Source organism: Burkholderia sp. Bp9090 (genome assembly GCF_003857985.1).
In the GTDB taxonomy this organism is placed as follows: Bacteria; Pseudomonadota; Gammaproteobacteria; order Burkholderiales; family Burkholderiaceae; genus Burkholderia.
Map to the genome: position 1 here is coordinate 15166 of NZ_QTPV01000019.1, position 22601 is coordinate 37766.

The window sequence follows — 22601 nt, forward strand, 5'->3', positions numbered from 1 at the left end:
CTGCTCAGACATGAATGGCTCGCGTAAGCAAGCTGACGAAACGGTAACGCGCGACGCGCCTATGCGGTTTTCCCGGATAGACCGTGCATCGGGCGCCGCAACGCGGCGTCGAACGGATTCGTGCGCGGGCCGATCGCATCGGCCTGGCGCCGGAGCAGCTCGACGACCATCGGCATCCGGTCGTCGCCGAGCCGCGACGCCAGCGTGCCAACGCTCAGCGCGCCGACCGGGTAGCCGGTGCGATCGAGGATCGGCACCGCGACGCCGGCCATCCCGTCGAGCACGCCGCTGTTGCGGCCCGCGTAGCCGAGCTCGCGCACGCGCTCGATCTCGGTGCGCAGGTAGACCTCGTCGAGCACGCCGTAACCGCGAATGCGCGGCACGTTGAAGCGGATCACTTCCTCGCGCTCGGCTTCCGGCAGGAACGCGAGGATCGCGAGGCTGCCCTGCCCGACGCCGAGCGCAATGCGCCCGCCGATGTCCCCGGTGAACGAACGGATCGGGAACGGGCCTTCGCACAGATCGAGACACACTGCGTCGAAGCCGCTCTTCACGAGCAGGAAGATCGTCTCGCCGAGGCTTGCGCACAGCCGCAGCAGCGCAGGCCGGCACAGCGTGCGCATGCTGCTCGGGTTGCCGGCCAGCGCGGCGAGCGCGAAGAAGTCGACGCTCAGCCGGTACAGCTTCGACTGTTCGTCCTGCTCGACCATCCCTTCGGCGATCAGCGATTGCAGGATCCGGTGCGCGGTGCCCTGCGTGAGGCCAACGGCCTTCGCGAGGTGCGTGACGCGCACGCCGTCCTGCTGCATGCCGGCCAGCGCGCGCAGGATCGCGAACGCACGCTGCAGCATGCCGGTGCCCGGCGCGCCGGCCGCATCGACGGCGGCGTCCTCGTCCGCGGCCGGCATGCGTACGGCACGCGACGTTCCGGGCGAATGCGGTTCCTGCATGCGGATTCTCCTCGATGATTTCATTGAACGGAATACATCAGCTGCCATTGTCGTGTCGCCAAAATGCGCGCGGCATCCGGGTGTGCACGGGATTGACGCGCGTCTTTCACCACCTGCCCGCCCTTCATTCAACGGAACGATTTGCCGGCGACTCGGCAAAGCATTCCGTTCACTGGAATTTTTCTGAAATTCATCTCGTTGAGCAGAATTCCAAATTGACGCTCCGAAATATGGCTGGCTAGAGTCCGCGTCAATGACGCACCGGCCATGCGGTGTGCGAACCCGGAGTGCTCCATGTCGTTTCTCACGCTTACGGATCTGACGAAATCGTTCGGCGCGCTCACCGCCGTCGCCGACGTCAACCTGTCGGTCGAACAAGGCGAATTCGTGTCGCTGCTCGGGCCGTCGGGCTGCGGCAAGACCACGACGCTGCAGATGATCGCCGGCTTCGTCGACGTCACCCGCGGCCGCATCGCGCTCGACGGGCAGGACATCACGCACATGAAGCCGAACCGCCGCGGGCTCGGCATCGTGTTCCAGAGCTATGCGCTGTTTCCGCACATGAGCGTCGCGGAGAACGTCGGCTTCGGGCTCGACATGCGCGGCGTCGACAAGGCGGAGCGCGCCGAGCGCATCCGCGCGGCGCTCGCGCTCGTGCGCCTCGATGCGCTCGCGCACCGCTTTCCGCGTGAATTGTCCGGCGGGCAGCGGCAGCGCGTCGCGATCGCGCGCGCGGTCGTGATCGAGCCGCCGGTGCTGCTGCTCGACGAGCCGATGTCGAACCTCGACGCGAAGCTGCGCGAGGAGATGCAGTTCGAACTGCGCGCGATCCAGCGCAAGATCGGCACGACGACGATCATGGTCACGCATGATCAATCGGAAGCGCTGTCGATCAGCGATCGCGTGGTCGTGATGGAAGCCGGCCGCATCACGCAGACGGACACGCCGTACCGCGCGTACGAACGCCCGGAGAACCACTTCGTGTCGCAGTTCATCGGCAAGGCGAACCTGCTGCCCGGCACGATCGTCGCGCACGACGGCGACGCGATCCGCATCGATCTCGGCCACGATCTCGCGGAGACCGGCCGCACCGTGCACCTGCCGGCGCGCGAGCGCGACGTGCGCATCGGCGATGCCGTGTCGGTGTGCATCCGTCCCGAGAAGCTACGACTGTGCGCACCCGGCGCGGGCCGCTTCGCCGCGACCGTCACGAGCCGCTTCTTCCTCGGCAGCCAGTGGCTGTACCGCGTCGACAGCGCGCTCGGCGAAGTGCTCGTGTGCTGCCAGAACGAAGGCGCGGAGCCGCTCGCGGAAGGCGCGCCGGTCGGCGTCGACTGGCACAGCGACGCGGTGCGCGTGATGCGCCGGGAGGCCTGAATGCGACAGCCTACCCGTCCGCTTTCGACCGACGGCGCGCCGGCCGGGCTCGCGCCATCGGGCGCGACCGCGGCGGCCAACGCGGCCGACGCCGTTCCGCTTCGCACCGGCAGCGTTGCGCTGCGCGCGACGTGGCGTGCGCACGCGCCGCTGTGGCTGATGTGCGCGCCCGCGTTCGCACTGTTCGCGGCGCTCGTGCTCGTGCCGCTCGCGATGACCTTCGCACTCACGTTCTACCGTTACGACCCGGCCACAGGTCCGATCGCCGCCTTCCAGCTCGGCAACTACGCGGAGGTGCTCGGCACGTCGTACTTCCACACGATCTTCGCGCGCACGTTCGGCATCGCCGCGCTGACCACCGCGATCTGCGTCGCGATCGGCACACCCGAAGCGTACGTGCTGTCGAAGATGCGCGATCCGTGGCGCTCGCTGTTCCTGCTCGTCATCCTTGCTCCGCTGCTCGTGTCGGTCGTCGTGCGCGCGTTCGGCTGGAGCATGCTGCTGAACACGACCGGGCTCGTGAACCAGGCACTCGGGCTCGTCGGCCTCGGGCCGTACAAGCTCGAGTACACGACGTTCGCGATCGTGATCGCGCTCGTCCACGTGATGCTGCCGTTCATGGTGATTCCCGTCTGGACGGCACTGCAGCGGCTCGATCCGCAGACCGAGCACGCGGCGCTGTCGCTCGGCGCGTCGCCGTTCACGACGCTGCGCCGCATCGTCGTGCCGCAGCTGATGCCGGGCGTGCTGTCGGGCAGCCTGATGGTGTTCGGGCTGTCGGCGAGCGCCTTCGCGATCCCCGGCCTGCTCGGCGGACGCCGCCTGAAGGTCGCGGCGACCGCCGTCTACGACGAATTCCTCGGCTCGCTGAACTGGCCGCTCGGCGCGACGATCGCGGTGCTGCTACTCGTCGCGAACCTCGTCGTGATGCTCACCTACTACCGCGTGCTCGAACGCCGCTATGCGCGCAGCCTCGGAGGCGCTTCCCGATGAGAAAGAACGGCCCCATTGCGCTGGCGTTCCATACGCTCGTGATCCTGTTCGTGCTCGCGCCGCTCGCGATCGTCGTGCTGGTCGCGTTCACGCCTGACGAAACGCTGACGCTGCCGACGCACGGGTTGTCGCTGCGCTGGTTCCGCGCGATCCTCGACTATCCGGACTTCGTCACCGCGTTCGCCAACAGCGTGAAGCTCGCATTCGCGTCGGCGACGCTGTCGCTCGCCATCGCGTTGCCCGCCGGGCTCGCGATCGGCCGCGCGACCTTTCCCGGCCGCGCGTTCCTGAACGGCCTGTTGCTGTCGCCGCTCGTGATTCCCGGCCTCGTGCTCGGCATCGCGCTGCTGCGCTTCTTCGCGCTGATCGGCGCGACCGGCTCGTTCGCATGGCTGGTGCTCGCGCACATGATCGTCATCACGCCGTTCGTGATGCGGCTCGTGCTCGCGTCCGTCGCGGGCCTCGACCGCAGCATCGAGCAGGCCGCGTGCTCGCTCGGCGCCGACCCGTGGACGACGTTCCGCCGCATCACGCTGCCGATGATCCTGCCTGGCATCACCGGCGGCTGGCTGCTCGCGTTCATCAACAGCTTCGACGAGCTGACGATGTCGATCTTCGTCACGTCGCCGCAGACGGTCACGCTGCCGGTGCGCATGTACATGTATGCGACCGAATCGATCGATCCGATGATGGCGTCGGTATCGGCGCTGGTCATCTTCATCACCGCCGGCGCGATGCTGCTGCTCGATCGCGTGTACGGCCTGAACCGCATCCTGATCGGCCAACACTGATGACGACCTTCGTTTCCCGCTCCACCGACAACGCGGACGACGGCGCGCAATTCGTGCGCGTCGCCGAACGCGAGCGCGCCGCCGTCGCGTTCACGCTCGACGGCCGCCCCGCGCACGCGCTCGCCGGCGACACCGTGCTCACCGCGATCCTCGTCGCGCAGCGCCGCGTGCGCGTGAGCGAATTCAGCGGCAAGCCGCGCGCGGGCTTCTGCCTGATCGGCGCGTGCCAGGACTGCTGGGTCCGCACCGAGGCCGGCGCCCGCGTGCGCGCCTGCTCGACGCCGATCGCCGATGGCATGCGGATTCTCACCGGCGCGCAGCCCGCCACGGCCGGAGACGCATCATGAGCGACGCACCGCGGCCGGTGATCGTCGGCGCGGGGCCGGCCGGCGTGCGCGCGGCCGAGGCGCTGGTCGACGCGGGGCTGCGCCCCATCGTGATCGACGAGAACGCGCGCTGGGGCGGGCAGATCTATCGCCAGCCGCCGGCCGACGGCGCGTTCGCGCGCGGCAAGCGCGCGCTGTACGGCTTCGAGGCCGCGAAGGCCGATGCCGTGCACCGCACCATGGCCGCGTTGCTGCCGCACGTCGACTATCGGCCGAACACGCTCGCCTGGGCGTGCGGCGCGGGCCGCGTCGACACGCTGCAGGACGGCCGCGAAACGACCGTGCCGTTCTCGCACCTGATCGTCGCGAGCGGCGCGACCGATCGCATGCTGCCGGTACCCGGGTGGACGCTCGCGGGCGTCTATACGCTCGGCGGCGCGCAAGTCGCGCTGAAAGCTCAGGGCTGCGCGATCGGCAGCCGCATCGTGTTCGCGGGCACGGGGCCGTTGCTGTATCTCGTCGCCTATCAGTACGCGAAGGCCGGCGCGCAGGTCGCGGCCGTGCTCGACACGAGCCCGCTGCGCCGGCAGGCTGCCGCGACGCCCGCGCTGCTGCGCATGCCGTCCACATTCGCGAAGGGGCTGTACTACATCGGCTGGCTGCGCGCGCACGGCGTCGCGATCGAAACCGGCGTCACGCTCGAGCGCGTGCTCGGCGAGCGGCACGTAACGGGCCTCGCATGGCGCGCGGCCGGCGGCGACGCGCCGCCGCGGATGCTCGACTGCGATGCGCTCGGCCTCGGCTTCGGGCTGCGTTCCGAGACCCAGCTCGCGGATCTCGCCGGCTGCCGGTTCCGTTTCGATCCGCTCAACCGCGCATGGCTGCCCGAACGCGATGCGGCCGGCCGCACATCGGTGCGCGGCATCTACGTGGCGGGCGACGGTGCCGGCATCGCAGGCGCCGACGCGGCCGAGGCGTCCGGGCGACGCGCGGCGCTCGCGCTGCTCGGGGATGCGGGTATCGCGATGCCGTCGTCGTCGCCGTCGCTGGCCGGCAAGCCCGATGTAGCGACGCTCGATCGCACGCTCGCCCGGCTCGGCGCGTTCCGTGCCGGCCTCGAAGCGGCGTTCGCGCCGCCCGCCGCACTCGCCGCGCGCTGCCCGGACGACACGATCGTGTGCCGCTGCGAGGAAATCGACGCGGGTACGCTGCGACGCTGCATCCGCGGTGGCGAAGCGACCGAGCTGAACCGGCTGAAGGCGCTGACACGCGCCGGGATGGGCCGCTGCCAGGGCCGCATGTGCGGCGACGCGACCGCACTCGTGCTCGCCGCGGAAACCGGCCGCGCGCTCGCGGACGTCGGCCGGTTGCGCGCGCAACCGCCGGTGAAGCCGTTCCCGATCTCCGCCGCACTCGCGGGCGACGATGTCGCGGCGATTCCCGACGAGGCACGCGATGAGTGAACGCCGTCACTACGACGTCGCGATCGTCGGCGGCGGGCTCGTCGGCGCTTCGGCTGCGCTGGCGCTCACGCGGCACGGCTTGCGCGTCGCGCTGTTCGAGCGCCGCGACTGCGGCGCGCAGGCAAGCGGCGTGAACTACGGCGGCGTGCGCTGCCAGGGCCGCCCCGCCGAACAACTGCCGCTCGCGCTGCGCGCGCGGCGCATCTGGGATCGCCTGCCCGAGCTGATCGGCATCGACGGCGAATTCGTCGTGTCGGGTCATTTGCGGCTCGCGCGCAGCGACGCCGATCTCGATGCGCTCGATGCCTACGCGACGCTTGCCGGCGAGCACGGCTTGCCGTTGCAGGTGATGCGCGGCGACGCGTTCCGCCAGCGCTACCCGTGGCTCGGCCGAGCGGCGGTCGGCGGCTCGCTGTGCGCGACCGACGGGCACGCGAACCCGCGTGTCGTGTCGCCCGCGTTCGCACGCGCGGCCCGCGCAGCGGGCGCCGACGTGTTCGAGCACACGCCGGTCGACGACGCCCGGCACGACGGCACGCGTTTTCATGTCGTTGCGGGCGGCCGTGCGTTCAGTTCGACGTGGCTGATCAACTCGGCCGGCGCATGGGCGAACACGATCGCCGAGCGCTTCGGCGAAGCCGTGCCGATGGAGCCGATCTACCCGAACATGTGGGTGACCGAACCGCTGCCGCCGTTCATCACGCACAACCTCGGCGTGTACGGCGGCGGCGTGTACGCCCGGCAGGTCGCGCGCGGCAACTGCGTGATCGGCGGCGGGCGCGGCCGCGGCGACGGCGAGTTCGGCCAGCCGTCGGTCGACACGACGCGCGCGGTGATGCGCGATGCGTGCGCGCTGCTGCCCGCATTGCGCGACGCGCTGCTGATCCGCACGTGGAGCGGCGTCGAAGGCTGCACGCCCGACCACAACCCGATCATCGGCGCTAGCCGTACCACGCCGAACCTGCTGCATGCGTTCGGCTTTTCCGGCGGTGGCTTCCTGCTCGCGCCGGGCGTCGGCGAAGTGCTCGCCGAGCTCGTCACAATCGGCGAAACCGCCACGCCACTCGATGCATTCTCGATCGGCCGCTTCTTCCCCCAAGCCGCGCCGACCGCCCCTTTCCGTCAAGAGGAGACCCAACGATGAAACTGCTCGGAACGATCGCGGCGGCTGCCGCCCTCTGCCTCGCAGGCGCCGGCGCGCCGGCGTTCGCGCAAACCAAGACGATCTACGTCGGCATGAACGGCGGCCCGATGGAAAAGGCCTATACGAGCCAGGTGCTGCCCGACTTCGAGAAGGCGAACAACGTGAAGGTCATCGTCGTGCCCGGCACCTCGTCCGACGTGCTCGCGAAGCTGCTCGCGAACCGCAACAAACCGCAAATCCACGTCGCGTTCCTCGACGACGGTGTGATGGCGCGCGCGGTCAGCCTCGGTGTATGCCAGAAGCTCGACGACTCGCCGGTACTGAAGGAGCTTTATCCGTTCGCGCGAATGAAGGACGACGTCGGCGCGGGCGTGCAGCTCGGCATGACCGGCATCGCGTACAACAAGAAACTGTTCGCGGAGAAAGGCTGGGCGCCGCCGACGTCGTGGATGGATTTCGCCGACCCGAAATACAAGGGCAAGGTCGTGTTCCAGTCCGCGTCGAGCAGCACGTTCGGGCTGCACGGATTTCTCGCGATCAACCGGCTGCTCGGCGGCAGCGAACAGAACGTCGAGCCCGGCTTCAGCAAGTGGGCGAGCACGGTCGGGCCGAATGTCGTCGAGTACATCCCGAACTCGGCGAAGATCTCCGAGATGGTGCAGACCGGCGAGGCCGGCCTGTTCCCGCTGACGCCGACCGGCGTCGGCGACCTGCAGGACAAGGGCATTCCGGTCGCGTATGCGAACCCGAAGGAAGGCCCGGTGCTGCTGCTCGTCGACCTGTGCGTGGTCGCGAACAACCCGGACCCGCAACTGGCCCAGAAGCTCGCGCAGTTCCTGCTGTCCGCACCCGCGCAGACGAAGGCGGCCGAAGCCGGCAAGCAGATCCCGACCAATCGCCTCGCGAAGATGCCCGCTGCGATGCAGCAAAGCCTTGGCAACGTCGACGATCTGGTGCGCAAGTTGACGGTGGTCGACTGGACGGCGATCAACGCCCGCCGCGCGCAGTGGGACACGCGCTGGAACCGGCAGATCGAGCGGTGACGGGCACCGGCGTGCGCGGGTACGGCCGTGCGCGCCGCGACCATCATTTGCGGGAGTGATGACACTCCCCTTTTTCTGCGGATTTGACCGGGGCGGCGGTGCCGACAACACTAGCCCGCAGTGCCGCATGCGTCGCAGAGACGGCACGCACCCGCCCCCTTCAGAGTCCGCCATGTACCCGACCGACACCATGCAATCCCCGAGCGCCGCCCGGCCGCTCGCCGACCGGCAGCTTCGCCGCATCGTCATCGCCTCCGTCGCCGGCAACGCGATGGAGTGGTACGACTTCTTCGTCTACGGCACGGCCGCCGCGCTCGTGTTCGGCCACGTGTTCTTTCCGCCCGGCGCGTCGCCGCTCGCGGGCAGCCTCGCGGCGTTCGCCGCGTTCGCGCTCGGCTTCGTCGCGCGGCCGCTCGGCGGGATCGTGTTCGGGCATGTCGGCGACCGCTACGGCCGCAAGGCGTCGCTCGTGTGGACGCTGCTGATCATGGGCGCGTCGACGTTCGCGATCGGCCTGCTGCCGACCTACGCGCAGGTCGGCCTGTGGGCGCCGGCGGCGCTCGTCGTGCTGCGGCTGCTGCAAGGCATCGCGTCCGGCGGCGAATGGGGCGGCGGCGTGCTGATGATCAGCGAGAACGCGCCGCCCGAGCAGCGCGGCTACTACGCGGCGTGGAGCCAGCTCGGCGTCGGCGGCGGCTTCGTGCTGTCGTCGGCCGCGTTTCTCGCCGCCCAGGCGCTGCCCGACGACGCGTTCCGCACCTGGGGCTGGCGGCTGCCGTTCCTCGCGAGCATCGCGATCTTCGCGATCGGCATCTACATTCGCCGCCACCTGCCGGAAAGCCGCGACTACGAGCAGGCCGGCAAGCGCGGCGCGCACACGCACTTGCCGATCGTCGAATGCATCCGCCGCCATCCGAAGGAAATCCTGCTCGCGATGGGGCTGCGCGTCGCCGAAAACGGCGGTGCATACATCTTCCTCGCGTTCTCGCTCGTCTACGGCAAATACGTCGGCATCCCGAACGGCGTGATGCTGACCGGCGTGATGATCGCGATGATCGTCGAAATGGGCGCGATGCTCGCGTGGGGCCGGCTGTCCGACCGGATCGGCCGCAAGCCCGTGTACCTGATCGGCGCGCTGAGCCTCGTCGCGTGCGCGTTTCCGTTCTTCTGGCTGCTCGACACGCGTGCGACGCCGCTCGTGTGGCTCGCGCTGACGGTCGGTACCGCGGTGAGCCACGGCGCGATGATCGGCACGCTGCCCGCGCTGGTCGGCGAGCTGTTCAGCACCGAGGTGCGCTATTCGGGCGTCGCGCTCGGCCATGAAGTCGCGTCGATCTTCGCGGGTGGCATGTCGCCGCTGATCGCGACCGCACTGCTCGCGCGCTATCACGCGTCGTGGCCCGTGTCGCTGTTCCTCGTGGCGCTCGGCCTCGTGACCGTCGCGACGCTGTGCGTGATGCGCGAGACGCGCGGCACGCCTGCTGCCGACACGCGCGGCGACGCAGCATGAGCGTAGCCGCCGCGCACGCGACGCTTCCGGCCGGCGAACGACACAGCGGTTTGCGGTACCGCATGCACGCGTGCGCGGCGCGACGATCGCACCCGGCCGCGACGACCGCGCTATGCGTCGGTGCTGCGCCGCGCGCCGTCGAACTCGGGCGCCAGTCCCAGGTGGTCGAGCAGCCGCGCGAATTCGCCGAGCCGCTGCCGCATGTAGGCCGGCACGTCGACCTGCGCATAGTCGTGGAACCCGGCACCGCTACGCACGCCGTCGCGCCCGGCCGCCATGTTGCGCACGACGCTGTCGGCCGGCGCGAAGCGCGGGCCGATCTCGCCGGCGAGATACGTCGACGCGTAGTACAGGATGTCGCAGCCGCCCCAGTCGATGAACTCGAGCAGCCCGAGCACCGCGAAGCGCGGGCCGAAGCCGGTGCGGATCGCCATGTCGATGTCCTCGGCGCTCGCGACGCCCTCTTCCACCATGCGTGCCGCCTCGTTCATCGCGAGCGCCTGGATGCGCGGCACGATGTAGCCGGGCGCCGGCCCGCAGATCACCGGCTTCTTGCCGACGCGTTCGAGCAGCGCGGCCAGTGCGTCGACGACCCGCTGATCGGTCGCGTCGCTGCGGCTGATCTCGACGAGCGGCATCAGCAGCGCCGGGTTCAGCCAGTGCGCATTCAGCATCCGTTCGGGGTGCGCGACATGACGCTGCAACTCGGTGACGACGAACGTCGACGTCGTCGACGCGATCGTTGCACGCGCATCGACATGTGCGTCGAGCCAGCGCAGCGCATCGGCCTTCGCGTCGAGCACTTCGGGCAGCGCTTCGAACACGATGCCGGCGTCGCGCAGCGCGGACGCCGCGCCCTCACGCGCGACCAGCGCGATGCGGGCGACGACGGCCGCGGCCTGGTCGCCATCGATCCGGCCGAGTGCCACCTGCGCATGCAGCGGCCGCGCGATCTCGCCGCGCGTGCGATCCTCGAATACGCGCCAGCCTTGCGCATCGCGCGGCTTGAAGTCGATCAGCGTCACGTCCAGGCCCGCGAACGCAAAGACGAGCGCGATCCCCTGCCCCATGCGTCCCGCGCCGAGCACGTGCACGCGCGTCACGTCGGCGGCGGGCGTCATGCGGCGTACCCCGCATCGAGCAGCGCGCGCATCGCGTCGCGCGACAGCGCGGCGAGGCCGAGCGCCTCCAGCGTGCGCCCTTGCGCATACAGGTCGCGGCCGGTCACCGCCGACGCGACGCTCAGCAGCCCCTGCGCAACGGGCGTCGGCACGTCGGCCCAGCGCCCGCACGACACGATGAAGGACAGCCCGAGCCGGGTGTCCTCGAGCATGTAGCGATGCGTGCGCAAATCGATCTTCTCGCGCCAGTCGCCGCTGTCGGTCAGCTTGCCGTGCGCGCCGCGCCCGTACATCCATTCGTCGCCGTCGGTCGCGTAGTGGTCCGCCAGCGGGAAATGCGGCGCGCGGTAGCCCAGTGCCTGGCGCACGGCGATGCGTTCGGCATCGAGCGCATTCGTCACGCGGCGGATCGACGGCTGCGTGCCTTCGTTGTGGATGTCCCACGCGTCGAAGTGTTCGAGCGGCCCGGCGTTCATCAGGATCAGCGGCGGATGAATCACCGGGCCCGCGTTCATCAGCGCGCCGGACAGCGCATCCTCGACCGGCTCGACCGACGGGTAGCCCGCGCGCAGCACGTCGAACGCCCAGGCCGCCGCGTTCGCGGGAAACACGCCGGTCGGCAGGCGCGTCGCATACGCGCTGATCACGACCGCGTTGTCGCCATGCTTGCGTACCAGGTACGGCAGCGTGCCGGTCTCGGCAAAAGCGACGCGCGCGCGGTTGCCGGCATCGGCCGCCGCACGCGCGAACACGACGCTGCCGAACGTGCCGGGCGGCAGGAACACGACCTGATCGTCCTCGAGCAGGGGCGTGACCTGCGCGGCGAGCGCATCGTGCGAGACGGCCGGCAGCGGCACCACGACGAGCCGCGCGCCGCGCAGCGCGGCCGCGAGATCGTCGCTCAGGCGGATCGCGCCGGGTGCGTCGCCGAGCGGCACGGCACGCCTGCCGCGATAGTCGGTCACCTGCAAGGCGCCGAGCTCGCGCAGCCGCGCATGCGGTTCGCGGTCGCGCCGCCACCACGTCACGTCGTGGCCCTTCTCCAACAGGTCGATCGCGGCCGCATGGCAGCCGTGGCCGCCGCCCAGTACACATACCTTCATCGTCGTCTCCCGGTGAGTGAGTGTTGCCGAGACTACGCGGCGGCGCACGTCGCGTCGCTTCAAAACGCGCAACGGCGCGCCCGTTCGCGCAACGCAATCGCGGCGATGCGCACGACGTCGCATCCATCCATCCGACACGAGGCCACCGCATGGATATCGCCCTTTCCCGACATGCGCCGAACCGGCTCGGCACGCTGCATGCGCCCGACGAAGTCGAACGCGCGGTCGCGCACCGGCTCGGGCCGCATCGGATGGCCGCGCACGGCCGCGATCCGTTTCATGCGGAGCTGTACGAGGTGCCGCTGCATCACGGCGCACTGCTCGAGCTCTGCTACGGCCGCGAGACGCGCATCGAGTTCGGCGACGATGCCGGGCATTTCCTGTTCCGGCTGACGCTGTCGGGCGCATGTGAGCTGCAGGCCGGCGACGTGGTCGCACGCGCCGGGCCGGGCCAGCTGACGGTGTCGTCGCCGGCGCTCGCGAGCCGCCTGAGCACGAGCCCCGATTGCCGCAACCTGGTGCTGCGGCTCGAACGCGGCGCACTCGAGCGCAAGCTGCAGGACATGCTGCACACGACGCTCACGCGGCCGCTGCAGTTCGATCTCGCGGCCGGCGGCAACGGCGCGGGCGCGGCGCTCGTGCTGCCGACCTTCGAATACCTGTGCCGGCTCGGCGCGCAGCCGGGGATCGGCACGTCGATCACGACGTTCGGCGCCGATCTCACCGCGTGGCTGATGGCGCTGCTGCTCACGCACCTGCCGCATTCGTACAGCGCCGCGCTCGCACGCGGCACGCCACCGCTGCCGGCGCACGTGCGCCGCGCGTGCGACCACGTCGACGCGCACCTGGGCGACCCGCTCGCGCTCGCCGCGCTGGCGGCCGTCGCGGGCGTCGCGCCGCGCACGCTCCAGCATGCGTTCCGCGCGTTCCTGAACACCACGCCGGCCACCTACGTGCGCGAGCGCCGGCTGGCCGCGGTGCACGCCGCGCTGCAGCGCGGCGACGCGCGCAGCGTGACGGACGTGCTGATCGCGCACGGCATTCACGGCTTCGGCCATTTCGCGAAGGCGTATGCGCGGCGTTACGGCCACCTGCCTTCCGTCACCGCGAGGCAAGCACCATGACGCACTTCGCCACCGGCCGGCCGCCGGCCCGCCCCGAGCCCGCGGCGCACGACGCGGACGCGCCCGACGGCCTGCGCGTGCAGGACCTCGACCTGAACCTGTTGAAGACGTTTCGCGCGGTGTACGAAGAACGGCACGTCGGCCGCGCAGGGTTGCGGCTCGGCGTCACGCAGCCGTCGGTGAGCTACGCGCTCGGCCGGCTGCGCCTGATGTTTCGCGACGCGCTGTTCGTGCGCACCGGCACCGGCGTCGAGCCGACGCCGCGCGCGCAACGGCTCGCACTATCGGTCGACAAGGCGCTCGCGATCCTGCAGGACGTGCTCGACGAAGGCTCGCGCTTCGCGCCGGACAGCACCCAGCGCGTGTTCCGGCTGCACATGAGCGACTTCGCGGCGAGCGCGTTCCTGCCGACGCTGCTCGCGGCATTCGACCGGCGCGCGCCGGGCGCGGTGATCGAGACGCTGCACGTCGACGAATGCCAGCTCAACGTCGCGCTCGAATCGGGCCGCATCGACTTCGCGCTCGGTCATTTCGCGGATGCCTCGAGCCATTTCCAGCGGACCGCGCTGCTGCACGAACGCTGCGTGCTGCTGATGCCGCGCCGCACCGCGCAGCGCCTCGCGCTGCCCGGCGGTTTCGTGCTCGACGGCGACGCGCCGGACGCGCTGCGCTTCGTCGCGGTGACCGCGCATCCGCAATCGATGCAGCTGCTGGAACGACACGGCCTGATGCCGCGCGTGCGGGCGGCGCTGCCGGACTTCCTGGTGGTGCCGGCGCTGCTCGAACACGGCGATTACGCGCTGATCCTGCCTGAGACCGTCGCGCTCACGTTCGCGGCGCGCCAGCCGTGCACGCTCTATGAGATCGCGGACGCGGGCGAATGGGCCGTCAACGCGTACTGGCACCGGCGCTTCGATGCGGACCCGGGCCATCGGTGGCTGCGCGCGCTGCTGCTGGAGCTGTTCGATATCGGCCGGCAGGCGCCGTTCGACGCATGGCTCGCACCGCAGCCGCCCGCCTGCGCATAGCGGCGCGGGCGGGCGCAGGCCGACCTCGGCGATCAGAACGCCGTGAGGATGCCCGCGACGATCGAGCTGGCGGTCGCGCCGGGTTTCGCGACCGCGACGCCGCCGCCCGCCGCGCCATTGACGACGAAGCGCGCGTGCGCGCCGTTGCGCACCATCGCGGCCCCCGTGTACAGCACCGTGCGCTTCGACAGCGGATAGTCGAAGCGGATGCCGTACGAATCGGCGTTGCCGTCGCTGTCGGCGACCTTCCGGTAGTGGCCGATGCTCAGCAGCAGCGACGCGCGCCCGATCGGCACCGTCGCGCTGAGTTCCATCGTGTCGCTGTGCGGATACGCGCTCTGGCTGTCGATCGCGGCCGCGACGTCGGGGCCGCCGCGATGCCGCATGTACAGCGCGGCGACCTTCACGACGTTGAAGTCGTACGAGATCGCGCCGACCGTGTAGTTGCCGTTCGCGGCCGAACTGGTGACGCCGAGCGCGGATGCCGCCACCGGGCTGAACTTCTGCTGCATGTAGTCGACGTCGACCGACAACCCGCCGCGCACGTAGTTGAGGCCCGCGCCGTACGTGTCGCCGAGCGTCGCCGGCTGGCCGGCCGCGCCGTTGGTGCCGCGCGCGGCCATCGCGCGCAGCATGAAGCCCGCGTAACGCGGCGACGTGTAGCGCAGCGAGTTGCGCACGCGCAGGAACGCGGGGCCGACGAAGTTGTTCATCGCGTTGCCCCATGCGAGGCCTGCGCCGAGCCCGGGCAGGCTGTACGTGACGAGCGTCGTGTGCACGATCGTGTAGAGCTCGCCGAACTGCACGCCGCCGAACGGCCCGGTGATGCCGACCCACGCCTCGCGGCCGAACAGCGCGCTGCCGTTCGACAGCGCGCCGCTCGCCGCGTTGAAGCCGTCCTCGAGCTTGAAGATCGTCGCGTAGCCGCCGCCGAGATCCTCGACACCCTTCAACCCCCACTGCGACGCCCACAGGTTGCCGCTGCCCATGCGCGTCACGTGGTTCGGCCCGGCGTTCGCATATTCGATCGCGGTGTCGATGCGGCCGTAGAGCGTCACGCTCGATTGCGCGACAGCCGGCAACGATGCGCACGCAAGGAGCGCGGCCGCCAGCGTGGCAAGCGGTACGGCAAGCCGGTCGGCCCGCCCGTTCGAATGGTTCATCTTGGTCGTCCCGTGGAAATGCCGGCGCTTGTCGGCATCGCGCCGTTTGACATGAAGCGCGTTCGCTTTCGGATGCGAACGCTGCCGATCAAAAACGGGCCGAGTCTAGGAACGACAATTTCGGACGTCGACGCAATGCGCTCTATAACGCTTATAGACGCGCCGCATGATGCGCGCACGCGCCGCCGCACGTGCGCCGCGCGGCGGCCCGCGCGCACGGCCTCGGTGTTTTCTTTATCCGCGTCGGTAAATGTCCGTGTGGCGCGGCTGTCACTCCGGCTATGGCGGCCGAATTTGGCCGACTACGCTGCGTCTCCGATCGTGTCACCCGCACGCTTTCGCACCGCGACGGCACCCGGCCCGCGAGGCCCGCGCCGCGCTTTTCCATCGCCCGCTCCTGGAGAATCCGCATGTCCGCACCCACGGCCCGCGCTGCCGACGGCAAGCGCTATACGTACGAATGGTATGTCGTCGTCATCTGCATGCTCGCGTATGTCTTTTCGTTCGTCGATCGCCAGGTGCTCGTCCTGATGATCGAACCGATCAAGCGCGACCTGCACCTGACCGACACGCAGTTCAGCCTGCTCAACGGCTTCGCGTTCTCGCTGTTCTACGCGGTGATGGGCCTGCCCGTCGCGTATCTCGCCGACCGCTACGCGCGCCCGCGCATCATCGCGCTCGGCATCGCGCTGTGGAGCGTCGCGACCGCCGCGTGCGGGCTCAGCCAGCAATTCGTGCAGATGTTCGTCGCGCGCATGGGGGTCGGCGTCGGCGAGGCCGCGCTGTCGCCCGGCGCGTATTCGATGCTCGCCGACTACTTCCCGAAGGAGAAGCTCGGCCGCGCGATCGCCGTGTATTCGCTCGGCTCGTTCATCGGCGGCGGCGTCGCGTTCCTGATCGGCGGCTACGTAATCGCGCTGCTCAAGCATGCGAGCGCGTTCACGCTGCCGGTCGTCGGGCAGGTGCATGCGTGGCAGGTCACGTTCCTGATCGTCGGGCTGCCGGGGATCCTCGTCGCGCTGCTGTTCGCCGCGACCGTGCGCGACCCGCAGCGCAAGGGGCTCGCGCAGGACCGCTCGGGCGCCGTGCGGCGCGTGTCGATGCGCGATTCGCTGCGCTTCGTCGGCACGCATCGCGCGACCTTCGCGTGCCACTATCTCGGCTTCTCGTTCTACGCGATGACACTGTACTGCCTGCTGAGCTGGACGCCCGCGTTCTATATCCGCCGCTTCGGGATGACGGCCGTCGAAGCCGGCTACACGCTCGGCATCGTGCTGCTCGTCGCGAATACCGCCGGCGTGTTCTGCGGCGGCTGGCTCAACGACTGGCTGCTGCGCCGCGGCCGCACCGATGCGCCGATGCGCGCCGGTGCGATCGGCGCCGCGTGCATGGTGATCCCCGCGACGCTGTTCACGCAGCTCGACAGCCTGCCGGCATCGCTCGCGATGCTCGTCGTCGCGATGTTCTTCGCGTCGTTCCCGATGCCGACGTCGACCGCCGCGATGCAGACGCTCGCGCCGAACCAGATGCGCGCGCAGATCTCCGCGCTGTTCCTGCTCGTGTCGAACCTGATCGCGCTCGGGATCGGCACGACCGTCGTCGCGCTGTTCACCGATCGCGTGTTCGGCGCGCCGGCGGCGGTCGGCCATTCGATGTCGATCGTGAACGTCGCGGCGGCCACGCTCGCCGCGATGTTGCTGGCCGTCGGCTGCCGGCAGTATCGACGCAGCCTCGAGCGCGAACGCGGCCATGCGTCGGCTTCGGCTTCGGCTGAGGCGACTGTCGACGGCGGCAGCGCCGTTGCCGCACGCTGAAGTCGCAGTGGTCGGCGTCGGCTTCGGCTTCGGCTTCGGCTTCGGCTTCGGCTTCGGCTTCGGCTTCGGCTTCGGCTGAGGCGGCCGTCGACGGTGGCCGCGCCGCGGCCGCACGCTGAAGTCGCGCTGTTCAGCGATCGCGTGTTCGGCGCACCGCCTGCGCGATCGTCGACGCCGCGGCCGCCATGCTGGTCGCCGACTATCATCCACCTCACTGATTCTGGCATCGCTTTTTTATCGATTTGATTTATGCGATGCCCGTCCTTATTCTCGGTTGCATGACGGCGCGGTATCCGCCGCGCCGGTTTCTTCTACCCCACGGAACACCCCATGCAAGCGAACCGCCACCAGGTCCGGATCGACGCGCTGATCGACGCGGCGCAGGACATCCGCTGTTTCCGGGTCTCGCGCGTCGACGGCCAGCCGTTCGACGCGTACGAGCCGGGTGCCCATATCGACGTCACCGCGCCGTCCGGCGTCACACGGCAATACTCGCTGTGCGGCCGCCCCGACGAGCGCGGCAGCTACCTGTTCGCGGTGAAGAAGGAAGCGCAGTCGCGCGGCGGCTCGCGCTCGCTGCACGACGACGTGCGCGTCGGTGCCGAGCTGTCGATCGGCGCGCCGCGCAACCTGTTTCGTCTGGCGGACGACGCGAGCGAGCATGTGCTGGTCGCGGCCGGGATCGGCATCACGCCGCTGCTGTCGATGGCGTACGCGCTCGCGCAGCGCGGCGCGCGTTACCGGTTGCACTACTTCGCGCGCAGCCGTGAACACGCGGCTTTCGTCGACGAACTGTCGGCCGAACCGTTCGCGTCGCGCGTGACCTTCCATTACGGGATCGGGCCCGATGCGCTCGCGGCCGAACTGGGCCGCTGCGTCGAGTCGATCGACGCGAAAGCGCACGTCTATACGTGCGGGCCGGGGCCGTTCATGGATGCCGTCGTCGCGGCGGCGGCCACGCGGCTTCCGGAAGACGCGATTCACCTCGAACGCTTCGCGGCGGAACCCGTCGCGGCCGACGCCGCTGTCGACGCCGCCCCGGCGGAAGGCTTCGAAGTGCGCCTGCAGCGCAGCGGCCAAGCGGTGCGCGTCGCGCCCGGCACGTCGATCGTCGACGCGCTCGCGCGCATCGGCGTCGAGGTCGATACGTCATGCGGCGAAGGCGTGTGCGGCACCTGCATGGTGCCGGTGCTCGACGGCGAGCCGGATCATCGCGACCACTGCCTCAGCAAGGCCGAGCGCGCGAGCAACACGGTGATCTGCTGCTGCGTGTCGCGGGCGCGCTCGGCGGTGCTCGTTCTCGATCTGTGATGCGCCCCGTATCATCGGTGCAATGCGTCGGAAGATGCGGGCGCGCGGCGCTCAGCAATCAATCCCGATTTGCTTCGATGATACGTTCGAGCTCATTCGCATCGTCCGTGGGTTCCTCCGTGCCGCGAAAGATGCAAACCTCGGTGTGCCCGTCTCGGAACACGTCAACCTCTACCCGCATCCCGACCACCGTGATCGAAACCAGCACCGTATCCGGTCGGTTGCGGCTCAGGGTGTAGTGGATCTTCGCAGATTCGAGCTGATCGAGCAGATCGAACAGTGTGTTGGGGGTCATGTCGGGCACCTATTTCTTGAAACGGTTATCGTTGAGCAACTTGAGCGCCTTACGCGCCTCTTTGATGCCATCGCTCGCATCACCTTGAATCTCGTTGAGCGTCGAATTCAGATATTGCCCTGGGAACTCGCGCAACACTGAGCCTTTGCACTCAGCCTTGATGATGTCGCAGGCCATCATATCGCCTCGGTCGACACCCGCGACTTGAACCGCGTCTCCCAACGCATCTGGCGAAAAATCGAATGGCGATGCCTCACTGAGCGAAGTCGAATCAGCGAAGCCCGCGCCGCCCGCCATCGCGGCCGCACCACCTGCACCGCCCGAGACAACACTCTGCAGATAGCTCATGAGCTCGCCCGCAGACACATCGCTGGGTGTCGCCCAACCAGGCAAGGGCTTGTCTACCGGTAGCGGGGCCATTCTCGGCACACTGGCGAACCTATTGGCTTTTGGGAATGGCGGAGTTGTGGGAGAACCTCCAGCCGAACCCCCACCACCAACCGCTTGTCGTTCGATCTGTACCGCCACGCGTCCATTTTCGATGGCAGCCTTGAGCGCATCAAGCGGAGTGCCTTGGAGTGCGTCTAGGCCAAGTTGGCGAAGGTATGTCAGCACGTTCGTGGTCAGACCACTGTATTTCGGCCAGTGCAACATTAATTCGGACACGTCGCTGCGTTGACTGGCGGACAAGCTGGTACCGCTTGAACGTGACGCACGCGTGAGCGTAGCGCGCTTTCCGGCACCCAGATCAATCGTCACTGAAGCCATGAATCCTGTTCTCCGTATCGGCTTTGCAGAACATAACGTTGCTCTCTCAACGTCAGGCCTAGCACTTCGAAGCCCATACTTTAGCAGTCCTCCTCGATCTCTGACGCGCTCACGCAGCCCGACCGTCACGCGTCGTCGAACCGCTCGACGATCTCGGCGAGCAGCGCGCGCATCCACGCGATCCCCTCGTCCTCGTGAAAATGCTCGTGCCAGTGCATCGTGACCGGCGCGGGCGGCAGCGTGACCGGCAGCTCGTAGAGCCGGAACGCGTTGTCGCGGTTCAGGATCCGCGCGAGCCGCTTCGGCAGCGTCGCATAGAGATCGGTGACCGACAGCACGCTCGGCAGCGCGACGAAGTGCGGCACTTCGAGCGCGATGTTGCGGCCCACGCCCTGCGCGCGCAACGCGTCGTCGAGCGCGTGGTGGCTGTGCTCGACCGATTTCACGTTGACGTGCGCGGCGCGCACGAACTGCTCGAGGCTCAGCGCCGCACCGGCCGGCAACCCGCGCCGGCGCCCCGTCATGCACACGTAGGTTTCCTCGAACAGCAGCTGGTGGCGCGTGCGCGGCATCAGCTCCGGCAGGTTGCCGATCGCGAAGTCCAGCCGGCTCGCGCGCAGCGCCTCCTCGATCTCCTCCACCGGCAGCGGCTGCACGCTGAGCGTCACGCGCGGCGCGCGTTCGCGCAGCGCCTGGCAGATCGCCGGCAGGTACGCCATCTCGCCCGCATCCGACAGCGACAGCCGGAACGTGCGCGTGCTCGACGCCGGATCGAAACGCTCCGCATAGCGCAGCGCGACGCGCACCATGTCGAGCGCCTTGCCGACGATCCCCGCGAGTTCGAGCGCGACCGGCGTCGGCTGCATCCCCGCGCGCGTGCGCACGAACAGCGGATCGTCGAACAGCGTGCGCAGCCGCCCGAGCGAATAGCTGACGGCCGGCTGCGACAGCGCGAGCCGCTCGCCGGCCTTGGTCAGGCTGCGCTCCTCGACGATCGCCTGGAACACCCGCAACAGGTTCAGATCGAGATGATCGACCGATGTCATCGTGACCTCCATCATTTGCCGTATTTATTTGATTGGCAATTTTAGATCAATTTGACGGATATGTAGCGGAAGACGAGACTGGGTACCCGATGCCGCGCGCGACGCGGCCCGATTTCGCGACTCTTTCCACACGACGACGATGAGCGACATTCCCACCCAGACGATCGACACCCGCGCGTTGCACGGCTTCGCGCAGCCCGACCGCATCGCGCCCGCGATGTATCACGACCCCGCGCTGTTCGAGGCCGAGCTCGACCGCATCTTCTACCGCACCTGGATCTGGGTCGCGCACGAGAGCGAGCTGCCGAACCCGGGCGACTTCGTCACGACGACGATCGGCCGCCAGCCGGTGATCGTCGTGCGCGACAGGACCGGCGAGATCAACGTGCTGCAGAACCGCTGCCGCCACCGCGGCGCGACCGTGTGCGAATCGCACAAGGGCAACGCGAAGGGCTTCACGTGCCCGTATCACAGCTGGTCGTACGCGCTCGACGGCACGCTGCGCGCGCTGCCGTACGGCGACGGCTACGAAGGCGTGTGCGAGAAAGGCGACCTGCCGCTCGTGAAGCTGCGCGTGGGCGTGTACCAGGGGCTGATCTTCGCGAGCTTCAACGACGCCATCGAACCGCTCGAGGATTTCCTCGGCGGCGCGAAGCCGTGGATCGACCTGTTCATGAAGCAGGGTGCCGGCTACCCGATCAAGGCGAACGGCGAGCACAAGTTCAAGTTCAAGGGCAACTGGAAGATCCAGCTCGAGAACACGACCGACCTCTATCACTTCCCCGTCGTGCACAAGTCGTGGATGAAGTCGATCGACGACGAAACGGCGGCCGCGATCACGAGCTTCATGACGAGCGAGGACGCCTTCTGCCGCGGGCTCGGCAACGGTCACAGCCTCGCGGTGCTGATGCCCGAGCTGATCGATCTCGACCAGGACGACGGCGCGCCGCTGCCCGAACGCTTCGCGCCGCTCGCGGCGAAGCTCGCCGAGCGCCACACGCCGGACGAAGTGCGCCGCATCGTGCGCTCGCTGATGGGGGTCGGCTTCAACCTGAACCTGTTCCCGAACCTTGCGCTGTCGATGGCGTTCTTCCGCGTGCTGCGGCCGATCTCCGCGAACGAAACCGAGATCCGTCACGTCGCGCTCGCGATGGATGGCGGCCCGGACGAAGCGAATCGCGAGCGGCTGCGGATTCACGAGCATTTCCAGGGACCGTTCGGCTTCGGCAGCCCCGACGACGCGGAAGCGTGGGAGCGCGTGCAGCGCGGCGCGCATGCGGGGCCGGACGTGCCGATCCTCGTGAACCGCGGGCTGAACCGCGAGACGACCGCCGCGAACGGCGAAAAGACCGCGCATGCGACCGACGAGACGGGCATGCGCGAGGCCTACCAGCAATGGCGCAAGATGATGGAGCAACAGTAATGGACGACCGCAACGCCCTCTTTTCCGAGCAGACCTTCGCCCGCGCGGTCGAATTCGTGTGGCGCGAAGCCGAGTTGCTCGACCGCCGAGACTATCGCGCATGGCTCGACCTGTGGGATCCGGCCGGTCACTACGTGGTGCCGATCGATCCCGACACCACCGACTTCGCGGCGACGCTCAACTACGTGTTCGACGACCAGGACATGCGCGAGAAGCGCGTGCAGCGGATGCTGTCCGGTTACTCGGCGTCAGCGACCGACGCGGCGCGCACGGTGCGCACCGTGTCGCGCTTCACGCTGGAGAGCAGCAGCGCCGGCATGGTCGAGCTGAAATCCGCGCAGGTCGTCGTCGCGTACAAGCGCGGCGTCGCGACGCTGTTCGCGGCCGACGTCACGCACAAGCTGCACATCGACCCGGACGGCGAAATGCGGATCGCGGAGAAGGTCGTGCGGCTGATCGACTCGACCGACGCACTCAGCGCGATCGGCTTCCTGCTATAAGCGGCGGCCGCTTCGCTGTCGCCAACGCAACGGTGAACCGGCCACCTTCACCTTTCGGGACGCTCATGCTCACACTCGAATGCGGAAACGGTCGTCCGTCCGATCGGTTCGGCCGAATCACTCGGCGCGATCGGAACGGTGAGGCGGCCACCTTCACCTTTTCGGACGACCCAGCCCACACTCGAATGCGGAAACGGTCGTCCACCTGATCGGCTCGACCGATGCGCGCAGCGAGATCGGCTTCCTGCTGCAAGCGGCCACCGGTTCGCCATCGCCAGCGCAACGGTGAGCCGGCCACCTTCACCTTT

21 protein-coding genes are annotated in these 22601 nt (G+C 69.0%); 14 read left to right on the top strand and 7 right to left on the bottom strand.

Going from position 1 to position 22601, the window contains the following annotated elements; translation table 11 throughout:
• Positions 1–59: 59 nt before the first annotated feature.
• Positions 60–950, bottom strand: a complete 891-nt coding sequence (locus tag DIE16_RS18625; RefSeq protein ID WP_044845343.1) for an IclR family transcriptional regulator — start codon at positions 948–950, stop codon at positions 60–62.
• Between the two features lie 294 nt (positions 951–1244).
• On the opposite strand from DIE16_RS18625, the gene DIE16_RS18635 reads away from it, so the two are divergent.
• The 8 genes from DIE16_RS18635 (at position 1245) to DIE16_RS18670 (ending at position 9597) form a co-directional block, all read left to right on the top strand.
• A complete protein-coding gene (locus DIE16_RS18635; protein WP_044845344.1) occupies positions 1245–2327 on the top strand; it encodes an ABC transporter ATP-binding protein in 1083 nt (360 codons plus the stop codon).
• A complete protein-coding gene (locus tag DIE16_RS18640; protein WP_124893091.1) occupies positions 2328–3320 on the top strand; it encodes an ABC transporter permease in 993 nt (330 codons plus the stop codon). It begins immediately after the preceding gene.
• Positions 3317–4111 (top strand): ABC transporter permease, encoded by a 795-nt coding sequence (locus tag DIE16_RS18645; protein ID WP_124893093.1) that lies wholly within the window; start codon positions 3317–3319, stop codon positions 4109–4111. Before DIE16_RS18640 ends, DIE16_RS18645 begins: the two co-directional genes overlap by 4 nt.
• Complete coding sequence (locus DIE16_RS18650; RefSeq protein ID WP_124520356.1) at positions 4111–4458, top strand: (2Fe-2S)-binding protein; 348 nt, start codon at positions 4111–4113, stop codon at positions 4456–4458. Before DIE16_RS18645 ends, DIE16_RS18650 begins: the two co-directional genes overlap by 1 nt.
• Positions 4455–5900 carry an NAD(P)/FAD-dependent oxidoreductase gene (locus tag DIE16_RS18655; RefSeq protein WP_124893095.1) on the top strand — a complete coding sequence of 482 codons (1446 nt, stop codon included), beginning with the start codon at positions 4455–4457 and terminating at the stop codon, positions 5898–5900. The genes DIE16_RS18650 and DIE16_RS18655 overlap by 4 nt, the downstream gene beginning before the upstream one ends.
• Positions 5893–7044 (top strand): FAD-binding oxidoreductase, encoded by a 1152-nt coding sequence (locus DIE16_RS18660; RefSeq protein WP_124893097.1) that lies wholly within the window; start codon positions 5893–5895, stop codon positions 7042–7044. Before DIE16_RS18655 ends, DIE16_RS18660 begins: the two co-directional genes overlap by 8 nt.
• Positions 7041–8087, top strand: coding sequence for an ABC transporter substrate-binding protein (locus DIE16_RS18665; RefSeq protein WP_124522034.1), 1047 nt, complete (start codon positions 7041–7043; stop codon positions 8085–8087). Before DIE16_RS18660 ends, DIE16_RS18665 begins: the two co-directional genes overlap by 4 nt.
• A 172-nt stretch (positions 8088–8259) precedes the next feature.
• A complete protein-coding gene (locus tag DIE16_RS18670) occupies positions 8260–9597 on the top strand; it encodes an MFS transporter (RefSeq protein WP_124571149.1) in 1338 nt (445 codons plus the stop codon).
• A 110-nt stretch (positions 9598–9707) separates the two neighbouring features.
• On the opposite strand, the gene DIE16_RS18675 is transcribed toward DIE16_RS18670, so the two are convergent.
• A complete protein-coding gene (locus DIE16_RS18675) occupies positions 9708–10718 on the bottom strand; it encodes a 3-hydroxybutyryl-CoA dehydrogenase (RefSeq protein ID WP_124893099.1) in 1011 nt (336 codons plus the stop codon).
• Positions 10715–11821, bottom strand: coding sequence for an NAD/NADP-dependent octopine/nopaline dehydrogenase family protein (locus DIE16_RS18680; protein WP_124893101.1), 1107 nt, complete (start codon positions 11819–11821; stop codon positions 10715–10717). Before DIE16_RS18680 ends, DIE16_RS18675 begins: the two co-directional genes overlap by 4 nt.
• A gap of 149 nt (positions 11822–11970) precedes the next feature.
• Here DIE16_RS18680 and DIE16_RS18685 point away from each other — a divergent pair, with 149 nt between their 5' ends.
• Both DIE16_RS18685 and DIE16_RS18690 read left to right on the top strand, forming a co-directional pair.
• The gene (locus DIE16_RS18685) at positions 11971–12945 is read left to right on the top strand and encodes an AraC family transcriptional regulator (RefSeq protein WP_124571146.1); all 975 of its coding nucleotides are present in this window, start codon (positions 11971–11973) and stop codon (positions 12943–12945) included.
• Complete coding sequence (locus DIE16_RS18690; protein ID WP_124522026.1) at positions 12942–13973, top strand: LysR family transcriptional regulator; 1032 nt, start codon at positions 12942–12944, stop codon at positions 13971–13973. The genes DIE16_RS18685 and DIE16_RS18690 overlap by 4 nt, the downstream gene beginning before the upstream one ends.
• A 32-nt stretch (positions 13974–14005) precedes the next feature.
• On the opposite strand, the gene DIE16_RS18695 is transcribed toward DIE16_RS18690, so the two are convergent.
• Positions 14006–15136, bottom strand: coding sequence for a porin (locus DIE16_RS18695; RefSeq protein ID WP_124893102.1), 1131 nt, complete (start codon positions 15134–15136; stop codon positions 14006–14008).
• A 410-nt stretch (positions 15137–15546) separates the two neighbouring features.
• Here DIE16_RS18695 and DIE16_RS18700 point away from each other — a divergent pair, with 410 nt between their 5' ends.
• Together DIE16_RS18700 and DIE16_RS18705 are read left to right on the top strand one after the other, a co-directional pair.
• A complete protein-coding gene (locus tag DIE16_RS18700) occupies positions 15547–16950 on the top strand; it encodes an MFS transporter (RefSeq protein WP_124893104.1) in 1404 nt (467 codons plus the stop codon).
• 330 nt (positions 16951–17280) lie between these two features.
• Complete coding sequence (locus DIE16_RS18705) at positions 17281–18261, top strand: PDR/VanB family oxidoreductase (RefSeq protein ID WP_124893106.1); 981 nt, start codon at positions 17281–17283, stop codon at positions 18259–18261.
• A gap of 58 nt (positions 18262–18319) precedes the next feature.
• Here the strand turns inward: DIE16_RS18705 and DIE16_RS18710 are convergent, their stop codons facing one another.
• From DIE16_RS18710 to DIE16_RS18720, 3 genes are all read right to left on the bottom strand, one after another.
• Positions 18320–18556 carry a hypothetical protein gene (locus DIE16_RS18710; protein ID WP_124487663.1) on the bottom strand — a complete coding sequence of 79 codons (237 nt, stop codon included), beginning with the start codon at positions 18554–18556 and terminating at the stop codon, positions 18320–18322.
• 9 nt (positions 18557–18565) lie between these two features.
• On the bottom strand, positions 18566–19324 hold the full coding sequence (locus DIE16_RS18715) for a hypothetical protein (protein WP_185640867.1): 759 nt from the start codon (positions 19322–19324) through the stop codon (positions 18566–18568).
• A gap of 125 nt (positions 19325–19449) precedes the next feature.
• Entirely contained in the window at positions 19450–20370 is a 921-nt protein-coding gene (locus DIE16_RS18720) for a LysR family transcriptional regulator (protein WP_124487664.1), read from the bottom strand.
• 139 nt (positions 20371–20509) lie between these two features.
• Between DIE16_RS18720 and DIE16_RS18725 the strand changes: the two genes are divergently transcribed.
• Both DIE16_RS18725 and DIE16_RS18730 read left to right on the top strand, forming a co-directional pair.
• Entirely contained in the window at positions 20510–21793 is a 1284-nt protein-coding gene (locus DIE16_RS18725) for a Rieske 2Fe-2S domain-containing protein (RefSeq protein WP_044845359.1), read from the top strand.
• Positions 21793–22293, top strand: a complete 501-nt coding sequence (locus tag DIE16_RS18730) for an aromatic-ring-hydroxylating dioxygenase subunit beta (RefSeq protein WP_124893108.1) — start codon at positions 21793–21795, stop codon at positions 22291–22293. Before DIE16_RS18725 ends, DIE16_RS18730 begins: the two co-directional genes overlap by 1 nt.
• The last annotated feature ends 308 nt before the right edge of the window (positions 22294–22601 follow it).